A 19899-nucleotide genomic window follows, 5' to 3' on the forward strand; every position below is an offset into this window, starting at 1 on the left:
ATGCGCAGCGTGAGTGATGCGGCGTGGATGGCCGAAGCCAATGAGGCCGCCAGGGAAGGGCGGCTTTACCGTCTGGTGGACCCTTCGGAGTCGCCAGACTGGGCGCTGAGTGGCGAGGCTCGCCAGCGGGCGACGCTGATTCGCCACCCGCTGCTGGCCCAGACCCCGGCCCAGCGTCTCTATCTCGAACGGATAGACCAACGCCGCGTCGCGGCGCTGTCGTCGCAACTCGATCGCCAGCGCGTCGAGCGTGGTAATGGGCTGCTCGGCCCAGTGCCGCTCTGCGGCTGGCTGATTTCTCACCATGCCAGCACCAGCATTGCCACCTATCTCGGCCGCCAGCTCAAGCAGATGACGCCGGAAGGGAAACCAGCCCTGCTGCGCTTCTACGATCCCCGGGTGCTGGAGCACCTGCCGCGCATTCTCGAGCGCTGGCAGCTCTCGGCGCTGCTGGGGCCCATCGATCGCTGGGTCTATCTCGATACCGAGCTGCAGCTGCGCGCTCTCGACCCACACGGGGAGGTGCGCCGGCTCGGCGGCCTGAAACCCAGCGCCGAGCAGTGGCGGGCCATACAGCGCATCGGCCAGATCAATCGCTGCCGGGAGCTCTATCGCACCCTCCCTGGCTCGGCGGGGCTCTCGGCAGCGCCCGTGAATAGCGTCGACACCTTGTTGGTCGCCGCGCACGACCTCGGTCTGCGAGACCGGGCAGACGTGGCCACCTTCGTCCTTCACGGGCTGACCACGCGGATCGATTTTCATCGCCACCCGATCATGCAGGCACTGCTGGGCCGCCTGGGCGGACGGTTGAATTACATTGGATTGTCGAATCAGCTTTCCGACGCTGACTGGGAAGCGATATCGGACATGGGGGAGATGACATAGTATGACGGCACCATCTCAAGCGAGCGCTCACGCGGCGGAAAATGAGGCGGCGGGCCAGGAGAGCGGGCGCTGCCAGTTCTGTGAACGCAAGGGACTACCGATCCTTCCCGTGCGCTACGCCGTCTGCCAGCGTAACGACCGCAATGGCGATATACCGGAACTCGAGACGTCGAGAATCCAGGAGTTCACCGACATACTGCTGGATAAAAGCCTGGTAGGCGGCGAAGAGCAGGCGAGAAGTGTGCCCGACGAGGTCAGGGCGGAGCTTACGCAGAGCACCGGCAGCCAGGTCAATAAGTACATTCTGCGTCAGCTACGCCAGGGGTATCTCTACTTATACGATCAGGACAATACAGACGGGAATTATTGGTACGCCTACGCGATCACCAGCGATGGCAAGTACTATCAGTTCCCGGTGCTACAACCGCGGGCGCTGGACGAAATCAAGTTTCCCGACAGCTGCCAGGCCAAGCCCGACGATGTCCTGAATGCTTCTATTGTCACCCTGCCGTTTCCCGAGAAGTCTGGCACGCTTTACTACGCCTTCAGCGAACACCCCTGGTCCAACGCCCACATCCAGATGATCGGTAGTGATGAGGCGTGGCGTCAGGCCCACATGCAGCAGGTGAACATCCCGGCATGGGTGAGCGGGCAGCGACAATCTTGCGCCTTTGGCATCGATGAGCTGGAGACAGTCGCCGAGTACAGCGCGGCGGCAGGAAGTCTGGATGAACAGTTCTGGTCCAGCGGCCCGGCGCGATCGCTATTCAAACCCAGTGAACTCAGGGACGCCATGCAGCGCCGGCTAGACCACGCCGGCAGTGAATACCAGGGCAAGGGCCTCATTCTCGCGGTCAAGGACGAGATCGGCATCATCGACGAGTTGAACGCCTATCGGCATCAAGCGCTGGCCAGCGTCGAAGAGTTCTTCTACAACAAGGAAGAAGAGGACGACGAGGCCCAGATACACAATGTGCGTCGTCGCAAGTTGCTCTGCATGCAGGCCATCGATGCCTTCAAGAAGAACTTCGCGCGTAACTACGTGGCGAGTCAGGAGCAGTCACTGAGTGACAAAATCGATAAGGCGCGTGCCGAGCGGGATGCCTTTCAGGAGGAGGAGTATTCCCGGGAAAACTCCTCTCCCCGTGAGCGTGCCCAGCACCAACGGCGTCTAGGCCAGTTGAATCGGGCCGTGCGCGAGGCTGAGACGGAAAAGGAGGACTTTCGACGTGATCAGCAGCGCGAAGCCGAAGAGTTGCGTGAAGAGAGGCAGCGGCTGACAGAGCGGATATCGCAATTGGAGCATGAACAGGCCGAACTCGACCGCCGGGCGGCTAGCAGTGATCCGGCGATCGCCAGACAAGCCGAAATGCAACGGCAGACACTGTTTCTAGATAACGAGCTTCAGCATAAACGGCGTGTGCTCCAAAATCTAAAATCCGAAGCCCAGCGAGCGGCGGATAGGCACGCCGACCAGCTCGATGAGCTTTACGACTCTGATGCTCTCGACCGCTTCAGAGCCGATTACGAAGAGAATACGGCACATTGCCAGAGTTTGGCCGCCGTATTCGACGATGACTATGCCATCTGGGCAAGGCATGGTTTACCCGCCGTGATTGGCCGTTATAGCCAATCCGACTACTGGACCGGACTGGGGCTCAGTGGCCTGATAGGCAATGCACTGCGTGGCGGCATCATGTCGCCCTCCAGTGGTGGCTTATGGAAGCTGTTGGCCGACGATCTCGAGTCGAGTGAGTCGCCGCTACTCGCGGCGCTCTTTGCCAATGACGCCGAAATGATCGCGCAGGCCCGAGAGCGTTTAGGTAGCTTGCCCGCTGGGTCACAGCTATCGGCGCAGACGCTAAAGTCCTGGGGTGAGCGCTTTCAGCAGGTACGTGAACGCACGCAAAAGCCTGACGGGCGCGCGCCGACAAGCGATCAGATCATCAACCGTTGGCGCCCGATACAGGATCTACTGGCAACGACGATCGGCAACTCGATTGCCTCGCTGGTACTGTACCGAGCCGCTGGTGTGCCCGCGCCGGACTATAAGCCGGCGCTCTCGCAGTTCGTGCGTTATCACCAGCTGGCCTTCATGGCCGATCCGCAAGCACTGGACGGCGAGCAGCCGGCGCCCACTATGGTCGAGCGGGAGGTCAAACTCTCCGAACTCTATCAGTGGCTACGCGCCGTCTCGCAAGCAAGTTCCAAAAAGCCGAATCAAGGTGCCGATACCAGCGAGGCAATGAAGTCTCTGGATGGGATGGTCGGCAACTTTTCCGCGCCGATGGCCGATAGCGACAGAACGGTTCGGATTGCCTTGCCGGTCTACGTAGATGTCAAAGCGGTGAGGGGGGGGAGTGGTGCGGAGATACCGGCTGATAGCTATACGCCAGAGGATGAACAGCAGCGGCTGGGTGATCTGGCGCAGAACGCCCGCGATATCGGCAACACCCTGCTCAGCGCCCACAAGGGCAGTGGCCAGGTCGCCGGTGCGTGCCTGGTGCTATGGAGCCTGATCGTCTCCTGGCAAGGAGGCGCCTTCGAGGACGATGAGGAGGGTGCCGACTGGAGCAAGATCATCGGCTCGGGTGTCAGCGTGGCGGGCGGTGCGATGGCGGGCATCGAAGGCTACCACAAGATCCGTATGGCGAGCCTTGGCCTGTCGACGGAAGGCGCGATGATCGGTGGGATTAAATGGGCCTTTGTCAGTGACGTGCTCGGCGCGGCGGGTGGCATGATCTCGATCTGGGATGGTCTGAAGAAGTTGACGGAAGCCAACGAGGCCAGCAAGACAGGCCAGAGTCTTACCGGCCACTATGGCATGATCGTCGGCGGGGTTGGGGTTATCGCCGGTATTGCTTCGATCGTCGTGATCAGCGCAAGTACAGTCGTCGGTGTTTTCGTAGGTCTATTCGTCGGCCTTGTGACACTCTTGGTTGGCTTTATATTCGTTACTATGGTGTCTCCGGCGGTGCAGATGTGGGTGAACCGAAGCATTCTCGGTAAGCCATCGGCACAGGAGGAGATGCAGGTCCTGCCGTTTGACGACATGGCGTCCGAGCAGGGGTCGCTGGAAATGGTGTTCCAAGGGCTGCTGGTGGAGTTGTCTTGGGAGCCTGTCAGGCCTAACCCGGCAAATTATATGGGTACAGGTTCTCAAGGTGGCGGTGCCTTGGGGATTAGTTCGGATGCAAGTGCGCGGCAAGCGGAAGAAGAACGTGTTGCGGATTTGGTGAGAATAAAACTAGAGGTTGTTGTTCCTGATCTCGATAGGGTTTTTTTAAAGACTACGCTTTTTTCTAAATCCACTTTTGATGTGTTGCTTGATGAGTCATACGTCAAAGAGGGGGCTGGCGAGGGTTTGGTTCTAAAGAATCGTATAAGTAGAAGCGTTTTATCACGGCCGGAGTTTGAGCTGGTGGGGAGGCAGTACCACATGCAGTGGTCGGGTGAGTATTATAAATCAGATCTTGGTGGTAAGGTCGATTTTTTGATCGATATGCGGGTTGCTGGCGATGTTGTACCCAAAAGTGATACGTTTGTCCTGAGGGTTGAATGATGAGGATTTTGATCGTTGCGGTTTTGTCTGTGCTTTTGTCAGCTTCGTTTTCAGCTTTCGCCGAGGTTGTTGTTGAGGATCCAAGCGACGCCGCTCTCAATAGAGCTTATGAAGACTATTCGAAAGAAGATTTCATGGGGGGGGATGGAAGTAGGTCGGGTGAAGAGAAATACCTTCTCGGATTGTTGTATTTGAATGGTAGTCGTGAGTTTGAGGTAAAGCAGTCTTGTCGCTTGGCTTTTTCAGAGTTAAAAGATTCTTGGAGTGACGGTGTTGCTGATGCGGGATATGTACTTGCGAACATGTATCGTGACGGCCAGTGTGTAGAGGGAGACGTCGATAAGGCTAAATATTTCTTAAGAGAATCAGCCGAAAAAGGATATTTGCTTTCCCAAAGAGTCTTGGGTAGGGCTTACATGGGGAGAGATTGGTCGGGGTATTTTGAAAAGAATATGAGCCTTGCTATGTGCTGGTTGAAAAAGGCAGGGGAGCAGGGGGATAGGCAATCTTTAGCTGGCTTGGCTTATATTTATAAAAATGGTATTGGTGTAAAAAAAGATGAGGGCAAGTCTTTTATTTGGTTGAAGCGTGCTGCTTCTGCAAGGTTTACAGAGAATAAGAGAGCTGAGTTTCCTTTGTTGGCGGAATATTACGAGAAAGGTGTTGGTACGAAGATTGATCTGGTGCAAGCCTATAAGTATTACGACCTTAGCGGATCTGCCGGTGTGGAAGGAAAGCAGCGCGTTGCCAAGGAAATGACTCAAGAGCAGATCGACGAAGCTCTCCGTCAGTCCAAGGAGTGGCAGAAAGAGCACAACGTTCAGGTTGGCGGTGGTTTTATCCGTCGAGCCAACTGAAGCTTTCGCGTAGGTGCTGGTGTGTAGTGAGTCATAAACTGACGCCAGCCTGTCCGACGCTAAGGGATGGTTTTCTATGCCGGTTCAAGAGCATTCAGATCAGGCTTTTTACGCCAAGATCTCCTCGCTTATCGCGCTTTGCGGCGGGGGTGGATTATTGCTCGCGTCGCTGTTGGCGATTCCCAGTTCGCCGATTTTTCCAGGTGCGCCCATCCTCATCGCTTGCGCCCTGATCGTGGCTGGGCTCTGGTTCCAGTTCAATCCGGTGGTTCGTCTCACGGATGAGCATGTTTCGGTCAAGCTGGCGATCATCCGTCCGCGTACGACCCTTGCCCTCGACCAGTTGGCGCGCGTCGAAGCGACCCCGCGCGAGTGTGTGCTTTACTACCGCAAAGCCCGTTCCGGTGAAGGCAAGCTCAAGATTCCGCTCAAGAGCCTGGCCAAGGAGGATCGCGAGAGGTGCAAGTTGGCCTTGCAACAGCGGGTGCACACCGAGGCGGCCTAGGCTGATTGCATCACCAATACACAAACGCCCATGGCCTTGGCCATGGGCGTTTGCATTGGGGCAGGGCTGGTTTGTCAGGCAGTGCCGACTCAGGCTTCGTCCAGCTTCTGCTTGAGCAGGCCGTTGACCTGTTGCGGGTTGGCGGTGCCGCGGGAGGCTTTCATCACCTGGCCGACGAAGTAGCCAATCATCTTGCCGCGCTTCTCCGGGTCGGCGTCGCGGTACTGGGCGACCTGCACCGGGCTGTCCGCGATGACCTGGTCGATCATCGCTTCGATGGCGCCAGTGTCGGTGACCTGCTTGAGCCCGCGTGCCTCGATGATCTCGTCGGCGCTCTGGCCTTCGTTGTTCCACAGGGCCGCGAAGACCTGCTTGGCCGCCTTGCCGTTGATGGTGTCATCGAGCACGCGGCTGACCAGGCCTCCCAGCTGCTCCGGGGTGACCGGGCTGTTGCTGATGTCGATGTTCTCGCGGTTGAGATGCCCGGAGAGTTCGCCTTGCACCCAGTTGGCCGCCTGCTTGGCATCGCCGCACACCGCGAGCACCGCTTCGAAGTATTCGGCCATCGGGCGGGTCGAGGAGAGCACGCCAGCGTCGTAGGCCGAGAGCCCTAGGGCGTTCTCGAAACGGTGGCGCTTTTCGGTAGGCAGCTCCGGCAGGGTCGTGCGCTGGTGATCGATATAGGCGGCATCGAGCATCACCGGCAGCAGGTCGGGGCAGGGGAAGTAGCGGTAGTCGTTGGCTTCCTCCTTGGTGCGCATGCTGCGGGTCTCGTCCAGGTCCGGATCGTAGAGACGCGTCTCCTGAACCACCTTGCCGCCATCTTCGATCAACTCGATCTGGCGCTCGACCTCGAACTCGATCGCCCGCTCGACGAAGCGGAAGGAGTTGACGTTCTTGATTTCGGCGCGGGTGCCGAAGGCTTCCTGGCCCTTGGGGCGCACCGAGACGTTGACGTCGCAGCGCATCGAGCCCTCGGCCATGTTGCCGTCGGAGATGCCCAGGTAGGTGACGATGGCGTGGATCGCGCGAATGTAGGCGACCGCTTCCTTGGCCGAGCGCATGTCGGGCTCGGAGACGATCTCCAGCAGCGGCGTGCCGGCCCGGTTGAGATCGATGCCGCTCATGCCATGGAAGTCTTCGTGCAGCGACTTGCCGGCGTCCTCTTCCAGGTGGGCATGGTGGATGCGGATTCGCTTGCGCACGTCGTCATCCAGCACGATCTCGACTTCCCCCTTGCCGACGATGGGCTGGGCCATCTGGCTGGTCTGATAGCCCTTGGGCAGATCGGGGTAGAAGTAGTTCTTGCGCTCGAACAGCGAGGTGTCGGGAATGTGCGCGTCGATGGCGAGGCCGAACTGCACCGCCATTGCCACCGCGCCCTCGTTGAGCACCGGCAGTACGCCGGGCAGCCCCAGGTCGATGGCGCAAGCCTGGGTGTTGGGCTCGGCACCGAAGGCGGTGGAGGCGCCGGAAAAGATCTTGGATTGGGTCGCCAGCTGTACGTGCACTTCCAACCCGATGACGGTTTCCCACTGCATTAGATCGTCTCCTGCTCGAGGCTCGGGTGGCGGCGATGCCAATCGGTCGCCTGCTGGAATTGATGCGCCACGTTGAGCAGCTGCGCTTCGGCGAAGTGCTGGCCCAGAATCTGCAGGCCGATCGGCCGCTGCCCCTGGCCGGAGAAACCGGCGGGCACGCTGATGCCCGGGATGCCCGCCAGGTTGATGGCGATGGTGTAGATGTCCTGCAGATACATAGAAACGGGGTCTTTCTTGGCGCCGAGATCGAACGCCGGGGTCGGCGCGGCTGGGCCCATCAGCACGTCGACCTCGTCGAAGGCGTCGAGGAAGTCCTGGCGGATCAGCCGGCGGACCTGCTGCGCCTTGCGATAGTAGGCATCGAAGAAGCCTTCGGAGAGGGTGTGAGTGCCGATCAGGATGCGGCGCTTGACCTCGTCGCCGAAGCCTTCGGCGCGGGAGCGCTTGTAGAGATCCTCGAGACCCGCCGGGGCATCGCAGCGGTGGCCGAAGCGCACGCCGTCGTAGCGCGAGAGGTTCGAAGAGGCTTCCGCCGGGGCGATCACGTAGTAGGCCGGGATCGCCAGGTGGGTGTGCGGCAGGCTTACCTCGCACACCTTGGCGCCGAGCGACTCGTAGACGCCGATCGCCTCGCGCACCGCGCGCTCGACTTCCGGGTCGAGGCCATCGCCGAAATACTCCTTGGGCAGGCCGATCTTGAGCCCGGAGAGGGGCGTGTCGAGCTCGGCCAGGTAGTCCGGAACCACCCGGGCGACGCTGGTGGAGTCGCGCAGGTCATGGCCGGCGATGGCGCCGAGCAGATGCGCGCAGTCTTCTGCGCTGCGCGCCATCGGCCCGCCCTGATCGAGACTCGAGGCGTAGGCGATCATGCCGTAACGCGAGACGCGGCCATAGGTCGGCTTGAGCCCGGTCACGCCGCAGAAGGCGGCCGGCTGGCGGATCGAACCGCCGGTGTCGGTGCCCAGGGCTGCCGGGGTGAAGCCGGCGGCGACCGCGGCGGCGCTACCGCCGGAGGAGCCGCCGGGCACCGCGTGCTTGTCCCACGGGTTCTTGACCGCGCCGTAGAAGCTGTTTTCGTTGGAGGAGCCCATGGCGAACTCGTCCATGTTGGTCTTGCCCAGACTGACCATGCCGGCCGCCTCGAGCTTCTCGACCACGGTGGCGTCATAGGGCGAGACGAAGTTGTCGAGCATCTTCGAGCCGCAGCTGGTGCGCACGCCGCGGGTACAGAAGATGTCCTTCAACGCCAGCGGCAGCCCGGCCAGCGGGCGCTCGTCGCCGCGGGCACGCGCCTGGTCGGCGGCATCGGCCGCAGCCAGCGCCTGGTCGCGGGTCACGGTGATGAAAGTGTTGAGTTCGCCATCCAGGCGCTCGATGCGGTCGAGCAGGCTGGTCGTGAGCTCGCGGCTGGAAAAGTCGCCGGCCTTGAGGCCCTTGGCGAGTTCCGTGAGCGTCATCTCGTGCATGGAGAGAATTCCTGTCTAGAAGCGGGTCTGGCTATGAAACCGTGGGCGCCGCGCGGCGCCGGCCCGGAAAAAGATCTCGCGTGCGAGTGTGTTACTCGACCACCCGGGGCACCAGATAGAGGCCCTCGGCGGTAGCCGGTGCGCAGGCCTGGAAGCGTTCGCGCTGGTTCTCCTCGGTGACCTCGTCGGCGCGCAGGCGCTGGGTGGTGTCGAGCGGGTGCGACAGCGGCTCGATGCCCTGGGTATCGACAGCCTGGAGACGGTCGACCATCTCCAGAATGCGCGACAGATCGTCGACGTAGCCGGACGCCTCGGCATCGCTGTTGATGCCCAGTCGAGCCAGGTGCGCGGCTCTCAATACGTCCGCATGTTCGATTGCCATGAGTGTCGTTCCTCGTCTCGAAATGGGGTGGAAAACGGGGTCCAAAAAACGCGCCGTGAAGATAGGCCGATAAATGGCGCAAACCTTAGCATATTCGGCCCCGAACTGGCAGGCGCGTGCTTGCTGCTTCCCCCCCACGATGATACCGTTTGCGTCCGCACAGGGTTCCGGTCTGGACTAGGTAAAAGTTTCCATGTTTAAACGTTTACGGGGGCTGTTCTCGAGCGATCTGTCGATCGACCTGGGAACTGCCAACACGCTGATTTATGTCCGCGGTCGCGGTATCGTCCTGGACGAACCCTCCGTCGTGGCGATTCGCCAATCCGGTAACATGCGTAGCGTCGCCGCCGTCGGTCTCGACGCCAAGCGGATGCTGGGGCGCACGCCCGGTAACATCACTGCCATCCGTCCCATGAAGGATGGTGTCATCGCTGATTTCACCGTTACCGAGCAGATGCTGCAGCACTTCATTCGCAAAGTGCATCAGAGCACCTTCCTCACGCCCAGTCCGCGCGTTCTGGTCTGCGTTCCCTGCATGTCGACGCAGGTCGAGCGCCGCGCGATCAAGGAGTCGGCCGAGGGCGCCGGCGCCCGCGATGTCTATCTGATCGAAGAGCCGATGGCTGCGGCCATCGGCGCCGGTCTGCCGGTCGAGGAGGCGCAGGGCTCGATGGTCGTGGATATCGGTGGCGGTACCACCGAGATCGCGATCATCTCGCTCAATGGCGTGGTCTACTCCGAGTCGGTACGTATCGGCGGCGACCGCTTCGACGAGGCGATCACCTCCTATGTGCGCCGGCACTACGGCAGCCTGATCGGCGAAGCCACTGCGGAGCGGATCAAGGAGGAGGTTGGGTGTGCCTACCCGGGTGGCGAGCTGCGCGAGATCGACGTGCGCGGGCGCAACCTGGCCGAGGGCATTCCGCGCAGTTTCACGCTCAACTCCCACGAGATTCTGGACGCGCTGCAGGAGCCGCTGGCGGCGATCGTCGCCGCGGTCAAGAGCGCCCTCGAGCAGTCGCCGCCGGAGCTGGCCTCGGATATCGCCGAGCGTGGCCTGGTGCTCACCGGTGGTGGGGCGCTGCTGCGCGACATCGACAAGTTGATCGCCGAGGAGACCGGCCTGCCGGTGATCATCGCCGAAGATCCGCTCACCTGCGTGGCGCGCGGCGGCGGCAAGGCGCTGGAGATGATCGACCAGCACACCTTCGAACTGCTCTCCAGCGATTGAGGCCATCCGCGACCGGCGCCGCGCCTGCGGCCCGGTCACCGGTAGGCGGGGGTGAGGCCTATCAAACCGCTGTTCTCCTACGGCCCGGTGCCGACGTACCGCATGCTGCTGTGTGCGGTACTCGCATTCGGGCTGATGTTTGCCGAACACCGCTTCAGTGCGGTGGAGTCGGCACGTTCCCATATGACCTCCATCGTGGCGCCGATCCAGTGGCTGGTGAGCCTGCCCAGTGAGGGCGTGCGCTGGGGCGCCATGGCGTTCTCCGACAAGCAGAGCCTGATCGACGAGAACGGCCGCCTGCGCGAGCAGCTGCTGACGCTCTCCAACCGGGTCCAGCGCATGGCCAGCCTGACCGCCGAAAACGTGCACCTGCGCGAACTCCTTCATGCGCCCAACCCCGATGATGTGCCCTACATCACCGCGGAGCTGCTGTCGCTGGACTCCGACCCCTTCACCCAGCAGATGGTGATCAACCGCGGGCGGCGTGACGGTGTCTATATCGGCCAGCCGGTGATGGATGCCTCGGGGCTGATCGGTCAGGTGGTCTCGGTCTCCGCCTACACCAGCCGGGTGCTGATGGTGGCCGACGCCAACCATGCGGTGCCGGTGGAGATCAACCGCAACGGTCTGCGCTTCATCGCCCAGGGCACCGGCCAACTGGATACGCTCGATATCCCCAGCGTGCCGGCCACCGCCGACATCCGCGAGGGCGACCTGCTGGTCACCTCCGGGCTGGGCGGGCGCTTCCCCCAGGGCTATCCGGTGGCGCGGGTGACCGAGGTCAAGCGTGAGTCTAGTCAGGCGTTCATGGAAGTCACCGCCGAGCCGATCGCGCAGCCCGAGCGTTCGCGCTACTTCCTGCTGCTGTTTCCGCCTTCGCCGCCGGATGCGAGCGGGCTGGGCGACCCGGAGAGCATGGCGCGTCAGATCGTGTGGCCGGGGGACCCGGCGCATCCCGATGCCCATCGGGTCAGTGAAGCGGCGCTGAAAGCGGCGCTGCGTCTGCAAGCGGAGGGGGCACCGTGAGTATGGGGCTCTTCGGTTATCTATTCGTCTGGTTCACCCTGCTGCTGGCGCTCTGCCTGCAGGTGATGCCGTTGCCCGACGCCTGGCTGGTGTGGCGCCCGGACTGGCTCGGCGTGCTGCTCGCCTACTGGTGCGTGGCGACACCCCAGCGGGTAGGGGTCATCCATGGCTTTGTGCTCGGCCTGCTGCTGGATCTGATCGAGGGTGCGCCCCTGGGGCAGAACGCGCTGACGCTGTCGCTGCTGGCCTATCTCTTCCTGCTGCTCTACCAGCGCTTCCGGGTCTATTCGATCTGGCAGCAGGCGGTACTGGTGTTCGTACTGCTGGGCATCGGGCAGTTGGTAGAGCAGTGGTTGCGCACCATTTTCGGTCCCGTCTCGGTGAGTCTGGAGTTCCTGATCCCGGCGCTGATCGGCGCACTGCTGTGGCCTTGGCTGTTCACCATGATGCAGGCCGTCAGACGCCGCCTGGGCATCGGCTGAGCTGGCTCGATCGGCCCGCGTCGGGTGTCGCTTTCTATCCGCTTTCGGTTTCAGGAGTTCGCAGCCATGTCTGGCGCACCCGTTTCCTCCTCTTCTGGGTCTGCCGCGGCTTCGTCTGCCGCTTCCTCGCCGCAGTTGCGGCTGGCATCGGCCTCGCCGCGCCGGCGCGAGCTGCTCGCGAGCATCGGCGTCGAGGTCGAGGTCTCGCCGGCGGATATCGACGAGTCGCGCGTTAGCGACGAGACACCCGAGATCTTCGTCAGCCGCCTGGCGCGGGAGAAGGCGCTGGCGGGGCACAGCGGTAGTGCGCTGCCGACGCTGGGCGCGGATACCGTGGTGGTATGCGACGATGAGGTGTTCGGCAAGCCGCGTGATCTGGCGCATGCCTGCTCCATGTGGCGCGCGCTCTCCGGGCGCGAGCATCGGGTGCTCTCGGCGGTGGCGCTGATCGGCCCCCGCGGGCTGCTCGAGTGCCGGGTGGCGACCCGGGTATGGCTGCGCACCTTGAGCGAGGCGGAGATGGCTGCCTACTGGGCCACCGGCGAGCCAGCCGACAAGGCCGGCGGCTACGCGGTGCAGGGGCGTGCTGCGATCTTCGTCGAGCGGCTCGAAGGCAGCTACTCCGCGGTGGTCGGGCTGCCGCTCTACGAGACTGCGGAACTCCTGCAGGCGCAGGGCATCCAGATCTTGTAGGCGCACCTTGTTATCGTGAAGCGCCACTTGCGCAGGGCGCTGAGGGGCCCTGCCTTGTGGGAGAGTGCCGGGGCTGTGTCATAATCCTGACAGCGAGACAGCCATCGCCACCAGCAGCACCGGCAACTGACGAGGGATTCCACCCGCGCCCGACAACCCGTGACAAGGATGCCCGCATGAGCGGTGAGGTTTTGATCAATCTGACGCCGATGGAGACCCGCGTGGCGGTGGTCGAGAACGGCGTGCTGCAGGAAGCCTTCATCGAGCGCAGTCGGCGGCGGGGCATCGTCGGCAATATCTACAAGGGCAAGGTGGTGCGGGTGCTGCCGGGCATGCAGGCAGCCTTCGTCGATATCGGACTGGAGCGTGCTGCCTTCATTCATGTCAATGAGGTGGTGGCGCCCGATTCGCCGCAGGCCGAGCCCGCCTCGATCAGTCATCTCCTGCATGCCGGACAGTCGCTGGTGGTCCAGGTCACCAAGGATCCGATCGGCTCCAAGGGCGCCCGCCTGACCACCCATCTCTCGATTCCCTCACGCTATCTGGTCTACATGCCGGACTCGCCGCATGTCGGTGTCTCCCAGCGCATCGAGGACGACGCCGAGCGCGAGCGGCTCAAGACGCTGGTCGCGAGCGGCCAGGCCGAGCTGGCGGACGAGCAGCAGGGCGGCTTCATCATCCGCACCGCGGCGGAGGGGGTGGGGCGCGAGGAGCTGCTCGCCGATATCGTGTTCCTGCAGCGGCTGTGGTTGAGGGTGGCCGAACGGCGGATCAGCGCGCCCACCCCGAGCCCGATCTATGACGACCTGCCGCTGTTCGTGCGCACGCTGCGCGACGTGATGCGCGACCAGATCGAGAAGATCCGCATCGACTCGCGCGAGAACTACTTCAAACTCAAGGAGTTCGCTCGCGAGTTCATGCCCACGGTGGAGTCGTGCATCGAGTACTACCCGGGCGAGCGCCCGATCTTCGACCTCTACAGCGTCGAGGACGAGATCCAGAAGGCGCTGGGGCGCAAGGTGCAGCTCAAGTCCGGTGGCTATCTGGTGATCGACCAGACCGAGGCTATGACCACCATCGACGTCAACACCGGCGGCTACGTCGGTCATCGCAATCTCGAAGAGACGATCTTCAAGACCAATCTCGAGGCCGCCACGGCGATCGCCCGGCAGCTGCGGCTGCGCAATCTCGGCGGCATCATCATCATCGATTTCATCGACATGGAGGAGCTCGAGCATCAGCGCCAGGTGTTACGTGTGCTGGAGAAGGCGCTCGAGCGCGACCATGCCAAGAACAAGCTGACCGGTGTCACCGAGCTCGGCCTGGTGCAGCTGACCCGCAAGCGCACCCGCGAAAGTCTGGAACAGACGCTGTGCGAGCCTTGTCCTACCTGTCATGGGCGCGGCACGCTGAAGACACCGGAAACCATATGCTACGAAATCTTTCGCGAGATCCTGCGCGAGGAGCGGGCCTATTCGCCCGAGACCTATATGGTGCTGGCTTCGCAGTCCGTGGTCGACCGCCTGCTCGACGAGGAGTCGGCGGCGGTGGCGGATCTCGAATCCTTCATCGGCAAGACGATCCGGTTCCAGGTCGAGGCGCACTACTCCCAGGAACAGTACGACATCGTGTTGATGTAACCCGATGAGCCCGCTGCGCATCACCCTCCGCTGGCTGCTCACGCTGGTCGCCGTGCTCGCCCTGGTGCTGGCGCTGGTGGTCAGCGGGGTGCGCCTGCTGGCCTGGCAGAGCGAGCGTCTGGCGCCGCCGCTGATGGCGTGGCTCGACGCCAGCCTGGAGACCCAGGGCAGCCTCGGGGGGCTGTCGCTCTCGCTGTCCCGCTTCGACCCGAGCTTGAGCCTCGACGATCTCGATCTGAAGAGCCAGGGCGGCCAGCCGCTGCTGGAGGTCGCGCATGCCCATGCGCGGCTCGATAGCGGCGCCAGTTGGGACCAGCGCGCGCCGGTCTTTGCGCCGGCGACGCTCGAGGGCCTGACGCTACACCTCTACCGCAGCGCCAAAGGCGGTTGGGGGTGGCCCGATGGTGCCGGCAGTCGCTGGTTCGGCGCGCGTGACGATAACGCCGCCAGCGCGCCCCCCGACCTCGACCGCTGGCTCGTCTGGCTGACCCATCAGCAGGCGGTGCTCGAGAATGTGACCCTGGTGTTGCATGCCGACGGCGAGACCCGCCCCCTGACCCTGTCGCGGCTGGACCTGGCCAGCCGCGACGGCCAGGCGTCGCTGGTCGCACGCCTGGCCGGCGCTGCGGGGCAGGCGGCGGACGAGGCTAGCCCGGCGGATGCCGAGTCGGCGGGGCGGTTGCAGCTCAGCGTCGATAGCGGCGTGGCGGGCGCAAGCGGCGCAGGCACGGGGCCGGTCGCGCGCTTCGACGGCAGGTTCGATCTGGGCGTGCTGACACCGCTGTTGGCGCTGTTGACTCAGCCTTATCCGCGCTCGCTGGCGGCACTCGATGGCGAACTCTCGGCCAGCGGCGAGTGGCGCGATGGCGGCCTGCGCCAGGCCCGCCTGGCCCTCGACGTGCCCACGCTGCAGGTCGTCGACAGCGGCGATGGCAAGACTCACACCTTGAACGATATCGGCGTCGAGGGCGGGCTGACCCGGGATGCCGACGGACAGTGGCAGGCCTGGGCCGATGACCTGCGTCTGGCCCAAAAATCCGGAACTCAAGTGTCGGGAACTCAAGTATCCGCAACTCGAGTACCGGGAACTCAAGGCGCTGGCGCCGCCGCGGATATCGCGCCGCTGCCGAGCTGGCCACAGCGTCTGCAGGCGCGCTCGACGCCCCAAGGCTGGTGGCTGCGGAGTACACCCTTCGCCCTCGGCGGCATGGTCGCGTCGCTACGCCAGCTGCCGCTGCCCGAGGCACTGCTCAAGCCGCTGCGGAAACTCGACCCGCAAGGCCGCGTGGCCGGCCTGGAAGTGGGGCGCGATGCCGGCGAGTGGTACGCCCAGGCGGCGCTGGAGGGTGTCTCGGTGTCGGCCTGGGACGACGCCCCGGGCGGAGGGCCCTTCGACGCCTGGGCGACTTTCCGCGGGCGTGGCGGGCGGGTGGCTTTTGCCGGCGGTCCGCAGACCCGCTTCCTGCTGCCTTCGGTCTATGCCGAACCGCTCGTACTCTCCGCTGCCAGCGGGATTATCGACTGGCATCTGACCCACGATGGTGCCGTGCTCAGCGGCGAGCATCTGCGCGCCGGATGGCGCGGGGCGAGCGCCAGCGGACGCTTCGGGCTGACGCTTTACGATGCCAGGGACAAGCCCGGGGCCTTCATGCTCGATCTCGCCTTCGCCGATGCCGATGCGCGGCGTACACGGCTGCTGCCGTGGCTGCCGACGCGGGCGCTCGACGATCCCGAGCTGATGCAGTGGCTGGGCGGCGATATCGGCGGGGTGGTCAAGCACGGCCGGCTGGGGCTATCGCTCACCCTGAGCGACAAGGAGGCGCCCGAGGGGCAGATGTTCTCCAACCCCGACGATCGTTTCACCCTGGCGCTGGATATCGCCGATGGGCGGCTACAGTACGCCCCCGACTGGCCGGCGCTGGAGCAAGTCTATGGCCACCTGCAGATGCACAACATGAACCTGCAGGCGCAGATCGACCATGCCAGCAGCCACGGCCTGACCACCCACGATGCCGAGGTCACGCTGGCTGACCAGCAACTAGCGATCAGCGGCGACGTCAGCGGCAGCAGTGCGGGCCTGCTCGGCTTCCTGTCCCAGGCGCCGCTCGACGATCTGAGCCGTACCTTCGGTCTGTGGCGCAGCCAGGGCAAGGTCGATGCGGCACTGCACATCGCGCTGCCGATGACCCCGCAGAGCGATGCCGAGACTGACCTGAGCGTCGACGTCCAGGGGCATGCCAACGTCGAGTCGCTGACCTTTCCGGAACTGCAGTTGACCCTCGGCGGGATCAACGGGCCGCTGCACTATCGTCATCAGAAGGGCCAGGACTATCTCCAGGGCCAGCTCGGCGCTCGGGCCTTCGACGGTCCGCTGCTGGCGACCTTCGATATCGGCGGCGCCCAGGGGCAGGGCATCACCTTCGAGGGGCGCGCCCTGGCCCGTGGGCTGCTGGGCTGGGCCGGTCTCTCGCGGGTCGGTGGTCTGGCCAGCGGCTTCTTCCCCTACCGCGCCCAGGTCTCTTTCGATGACCAGAACAATGCCAGCCTCGCCGTGCGCAGCGATCTCGAGGGGCTTGCCATTCAGCTGCCCGCGCCGTTCGGCAAGGCGGCCGGGCACCGCGAGCCGCTGGCCATCGATGCCGATATCGCCGCTGGCTCGGGTTCGGTCACCCTGGCTGACTGGGGCCGCGCGCGCTGGCGCACCCTGGGTGAGCAGGTGCAGGGGCAGGTGTGGCTCGAGGGCTGGCCCGGAGCGCAGGCGGCATGGCCCAGCGAGCCCGGTTGGTACGTGCTGTGGCGGCCCAACCGGCTCGATACCCGGCGCTGGGCCAGCGCGCTGACGGCGCTACAGGCGGCCCCTGGTGATGCCCAGCCGAGCCGTGAGGTGCCCACCGCGATCACCGACGACCTGGACAAGCCCGAGTCGGTGCCGGTCAACGATGGTGGTGGGTTGAAGCGGGTGGCGCTGGCGACCCCATGTATTCTGGTCGAGGGCCGCTGCCTCGGCGGCATGCAGGCCGACGCTTCGCCACTCTCCGGCGGTGGCTGGCAGCTGTCGCTGGATGGCGAGATTGCCGCTGGCCGCGCGCGCTGGCAGCCGCAGGCGGAGGTGCCCATCGACGTGTCGCTGGCGCGCCTCAATCTCGATGCACTGACACCCAAGCCGGCGGCGGGCGATAAAGGTGGGAGTATGGGGCAGACGCTGATGACGCAGATCGAGACCGCGCCGCGGCCGATCGCTCTGCCCGACGGGCTGGCTCGGGTGCCGGCAGGTCAGGTGAAGGTTGCGCACTTCGAGCGTCAAGGCAAGCAGTTCGGGCCGCTGGAGGCGCGCTGGCGCGCCGATGACCGCGGCCTGACCCTCGACCCGCTGAAGCTGACGCTGGGCGATATCGGGTTCTCCGGCAACCTGCGCTGGGAGGCCTCGGGGAGTGCCAGCCTCACCCGCGCCAACCTGCAGGCCAAGGGGAAAAATCTGGGCAGCGCCTTCGCGGCGCTGGACCAGCAGGTGCCGATCACCAGCGAACGTGCCCAGGGGCGGCTGCAGCTGGCCTGGCCCGGCGCCCCATGGCAGTTCGCCCTGCCGCTGGCGAGTGGCCGGCTGGCGGTGGATCTGGGCAACGGCCGTCTGCGCCAGGTCCACTCCTCCTCGGCCAAGCTGGTGGGGCTTTTCAATCTCGACAATATCCTGCGCCGGCTCAAGCTCGATTTCTCCGACGTCACCAGCAGTGGCACCGCCTTCAATACGCTCAAGGGCAGCGCCACGCTCTACAACGGCGTGATCCAGAGTGACGGGCCGCTGGTGGTCGACGGCACCTCGACGCGCTTCACGCTATCGGGTAGCGTCGATCTCAACCGCCAGACGCTGGATCAGCGCCTGGGTATCACGGTGCCGGTGAGCCAGAACCTGCCGCTGGTGGCGATCATGGCCGGGGCACCGCAGGTCGGCCTGGGGCTGTTCGTGTTCCATCAGCTGTTCGGCCGCTGGATCGACAACGTGACCCAGGTCCACTATCGCATTCAGGGGCCCTGGTCCGCGCCGGATATCAGCGTGGAAAGCGCCCAATAATCCGGCAGCCGGCGCGTACCGGGCGCCCCTCGCGAGAGGGTGTCACGGCACGTGAGACGGCTGCCACAATCGGGAAAACGCCCAATGACAGACATGAGCGAAAGCGCCTTGAAGCAGGCTTCGAGCCTGCTGCTGGCCCCGGGTGGCCTCGACCAGACGTCGCTGGACGTCGGTCTGGGGCAGGCCATGGGCGTCGGTATCGACTATGCGGATCTCTTCTTCCAGCGCACCTGGCACGAGATGTGGGTGCTCGAGGATGGCGAGGTCAAGGATGCCAGCTACAGCATCGATGGCGGGGTCGGCGTGCGCGCGCTCTCCGGTGAGAAGACCGGGTTCGCCTATTCGAGCCAGATCACTGCTGACGCGCTCGCCGAGACCGGGCGCACCGCCTCGGGTATCGCGCGCAGCGGTAGCCGCCAGGCGCCGCGGGCGATCCACGCGGTGGCGGCCAGCGCGCGCTATGCCGGGATCGACCCGCTCAGCGGTCTCTCCGCCGACGAGAAGATCGCCATGCTCAAGGAGGCCGACCGCGTGGCGCGGGCCGCCGACCCCGCCGTCTCCCAGGTCAGTGCCTCGCTGACCGGCGTGCACGAGGTGGTCCTGGTGTGCGCCAGCGACGGCACCCTGGCGGCGGATATCCGCCCCCTGGTGCGGCTCAACGTCAATGTGATCGTGGCCCGCGATGGGCGCCGCGAACGTGGCAGCGCCGGCGGTGGCGGGCGCTACGCGATGAGCCGACTGCGCGACGCCGGGGTGGCCACCATCTACGCCCGCGAGGCGGTGCGCCAGGCGCTGGTGAATCTCGACGCGGTGGCGGCGCCGGCGGGCCAGATGCCGGTGGTGCTGGGCAGCGGCTGGCCCGGCATCCTGCTCCACGAGGCGGTGGGGCACGGGCTCGAGGGTGACTTCAATCGCAAGGGCAGTTCGGCCTTCGCCGGCCGCCTGGGCGAGCAGGTCGCCTCGCGCGGCGTCACCGTGGTCGACGACGCGACCCTGGCCGACTGCCGCGGTTCGCTGAGCATCGATGACGAGGGGACGCCGGGGCAGTACACCCCGCTGATCGAGGATGGCATCCTCACCGGTTACATGCAGGACAAGCTCAACGCACGCCTGATGGGCATGCAGCCGACCGGCAATGCGCGGCGCGAATCCTACGCCCATGTGACCATGCCGCGGATGACCAACACCTGCATGCTGGCGGGAAACGACGATCCCGAAGAGATCGTCAAGAGCGTCAAGCGCGGGCTCTATGCGGTCAGTTTCGGCGGTGGCCAGGTCGATATCACCTCGGGTCGCTTCGTGTTCTCGGCGTCCGAGGCCTATCTGATCGAGGATGGCCGCATCACCGCACCGGTCAAGGGTGCGACCCTGATCGGCAACGGCCCCGAAGCGATGTCCCAAGTCTCCATGATCGGCAACGACATGGCCCTGGACACAGGCATCGGGGTGTGTGGCAAGGAGGGGCAGGGCGTACCCGTCGGGGTGGGCCAGCCGACGTTGAAACTCGACGAGCTGACCGTCGGTGGCACGGCGTCGTGAACACCGGGCCGCGGTCGCCGG

The 19899-nt window shown here is 64.4% G+C and carries 14 protein-coding genes; 11 read left to right on the forward strand and 3 right to left on the reverse strand.

The features are described from left to right. The 4 genes from DOM66_RS11560 (at position 1) to DOM66_RS11575 (ending at position 5809) form a co-directional block, all read left to right on the forward strand. Positions 1-885, forward strand: a complete 885-nt coding sequence (locus DOM66_RS11560) for a DUF4123 domain-containing protein (protein ID WP_110690194.1) — start codon at positions 1-3, stop codon at positions 883-885. A gap of 1 nt (position 886) precedes the next feature. Continuing rightward, positions 887-4447: a T6SS effector BTH_I2691 family protein gene (locus tag DOM66_RS11565; protein ID WP_110690195.1), complete on the forward strand. Its 3561-nt coding sequence runs from the start codon at positions 887-889 to the stop codon at positions 4445-4447. After that, positions 4447-5304 carry a tetratricopeptide repeat protein gene (locus DOM66_RS11570; protein ID WP_188115177.1) on the forward strand — a complete coding sequence of 286 codons (858 nt, stop codon included), beginning with the start codon at positions 4447-4449 and terminating at the stop codon, positions 5302-5304. Before DOM66_RS11565 ends, DOM66_RS11570 begins: the two co-directional genes overlap by 1 nt. Positions 5305-5380: 76 nt before the next feature. Beyond that, positions 5381-5809 carry a hypothetical protein gene (locus tag DOM66_RS11575; protein ID WP_110690197.1) on the forward strand — a complete coding sequence of 143 codons (429 nt, stop codon included), beginning with the start codon at positions 5381-5383 and terminating at the stop codon, positions 5807-5809. Positions 5810-5898: 89 nt separating this feature from the next. Here the strand turns inward: DOM66_RS11575 and gatB are convergent, their stop codons facing one another. The 3 genes from gatB to gatC all read right to left on the reverse strand — a co-directional run bounded on the left by gatB (position 5899) and on the right by gatC (position 9198). Further along, a complete protein-coding gene (gene gatB / locus DOM66_RS11580; protein WP_110690198.1) occupies positions 5899-7350 on the reverse strand; it encodes an Asp-tRNA(Asn)/Glu-tRNA(Gln) amidotransferase subunit GatB in 1452 nt (483 codons plus the stop codon). Then, positions 7350-8816, reverse strand: a complete 1467-nt coding sequence (gene gatA, locus DOM66_RS11585; protein WP_110690199.1) for an Asp-tRNA(Asn)/Glu-tRNA(Gln) amidotransferase subunit GatA — start codon at positions 8814-8816, stop codon at positions 7350-7352. The genes gatB and gatA overlap by 1 nt, the downstream gene beginning before the upstream one ends. A gap of 91 nt (positions 8817-8907) precedes the next feature. Next, positions 8908-9198 (reverse strand): Asp-tRNA(Asn)/Glu-tRNA(Gln) amidotransferase subunit GatC, encoded by a 291-nt coding sequence (gene gatC / locus DOM66_RS11590; RefSeq protein ID WP_106420502.1) that lies wholly within the window; start codon positions 9196-9198, stop codon positions 8908-8910. 193 nt (positions 9199-9391) lie between these two features. Here gatC and DOM66_RS11595 point away from each other — a divergent pair, with 193 nt between their 5' ends. From DOM66_RS11595 to tldD, 7 genes are all read left to right on the forward strand, one after another. After that, positions 9392-10429 carry a rod shape-determining protein gene (locus DOM66_RS11595; RefSeq protein ID WP_035473851.1) on the forward strand — a complete coding sequence of 346 codons (1038 nt, stop codon included), beginning with the start codon at positions 9392-9394 and terminating at the stop codon, positions 10427-10429. Between the two features lie 51 nt (positions 10430-10480). Next, a complete protein-coding gene (gene mreC, locus DOM66_RS11600) occupies positions 10481-11455 on the forward strand; it encodes a rod shape-determining protein MreC (protein WP_280951066.1) in 975 nt (324 codons plus the stop codon). A gap of 2 nt (positions 11456-11457) precedes the next feature. After that, complete coding sequence (mreD, locus tag DOM66_RS11605) at positions 11458-11937, forward strand: rod shape-determining protein MreD (protein ID WP_110676345.1); 480 nt, start codon at positions 11458-11460, stop codon at positions 11935-11937. Between the two features lie 66 nt (positions 11938-12003). Then, on the forward strand, positions 12004-12630 hold the full coding sequence (locus DOM66_RS11610; protein WP_110690200.1) for a Maf family protein: 627 nt from the start codon (positions 12004-12006) through the stop codon (positions 12628-12630). Between the two features lie 176 nt (positions 12631-12806). Beyond that, on the forward strand, positions 12807-14270 hold the full coding sequence (rng, locus tag DOM66_RS11615; protein ID WP_110676341.1) for a ribonuclease G: 1464 nt from the start codon (positions 12807-12809) through the stop codon (positions 14268-14270). A 4-nt stretch (positions 14271-14274) separates the two neighbouring features. Further along, positions 14275-18339 carry a YhdP family phospholipid transporter gene (locus tag DOM66_RS11620; RefSeq protein ID WP_110690201.1) on the forward strand — a complete coding sequence of 1355 codons (4065 nt, stop codon included), beginning with the start codon at positions 14275-14277 and terminating at the stop codon, positions 18337-18339. Between the two features lie 84 nt (positions 18340-18423). Continuing rightward, entirely contained in the window at positions 18424-19878 is a 1455-nt protein-coding gene (tldD, locus tag DOM66_RS11625; RefSeq protein WP_110690202.1) for a metalloprotease TldD, read from the forward strand. Positions 19879-19899 lie beyond the last annotated feature (21 nt).

Origin of the sequence: Salinicola endophyticus, from assembly GCF_003206575.1 — a bacterium.
Taxonomy (GTDB): domain Bacteria; phylum Pseudomonadota; class Gammaproteobacteria; order Pseudomonadales; family Halomonadaceae; genus Salinicola; species Salinicola endophyticus.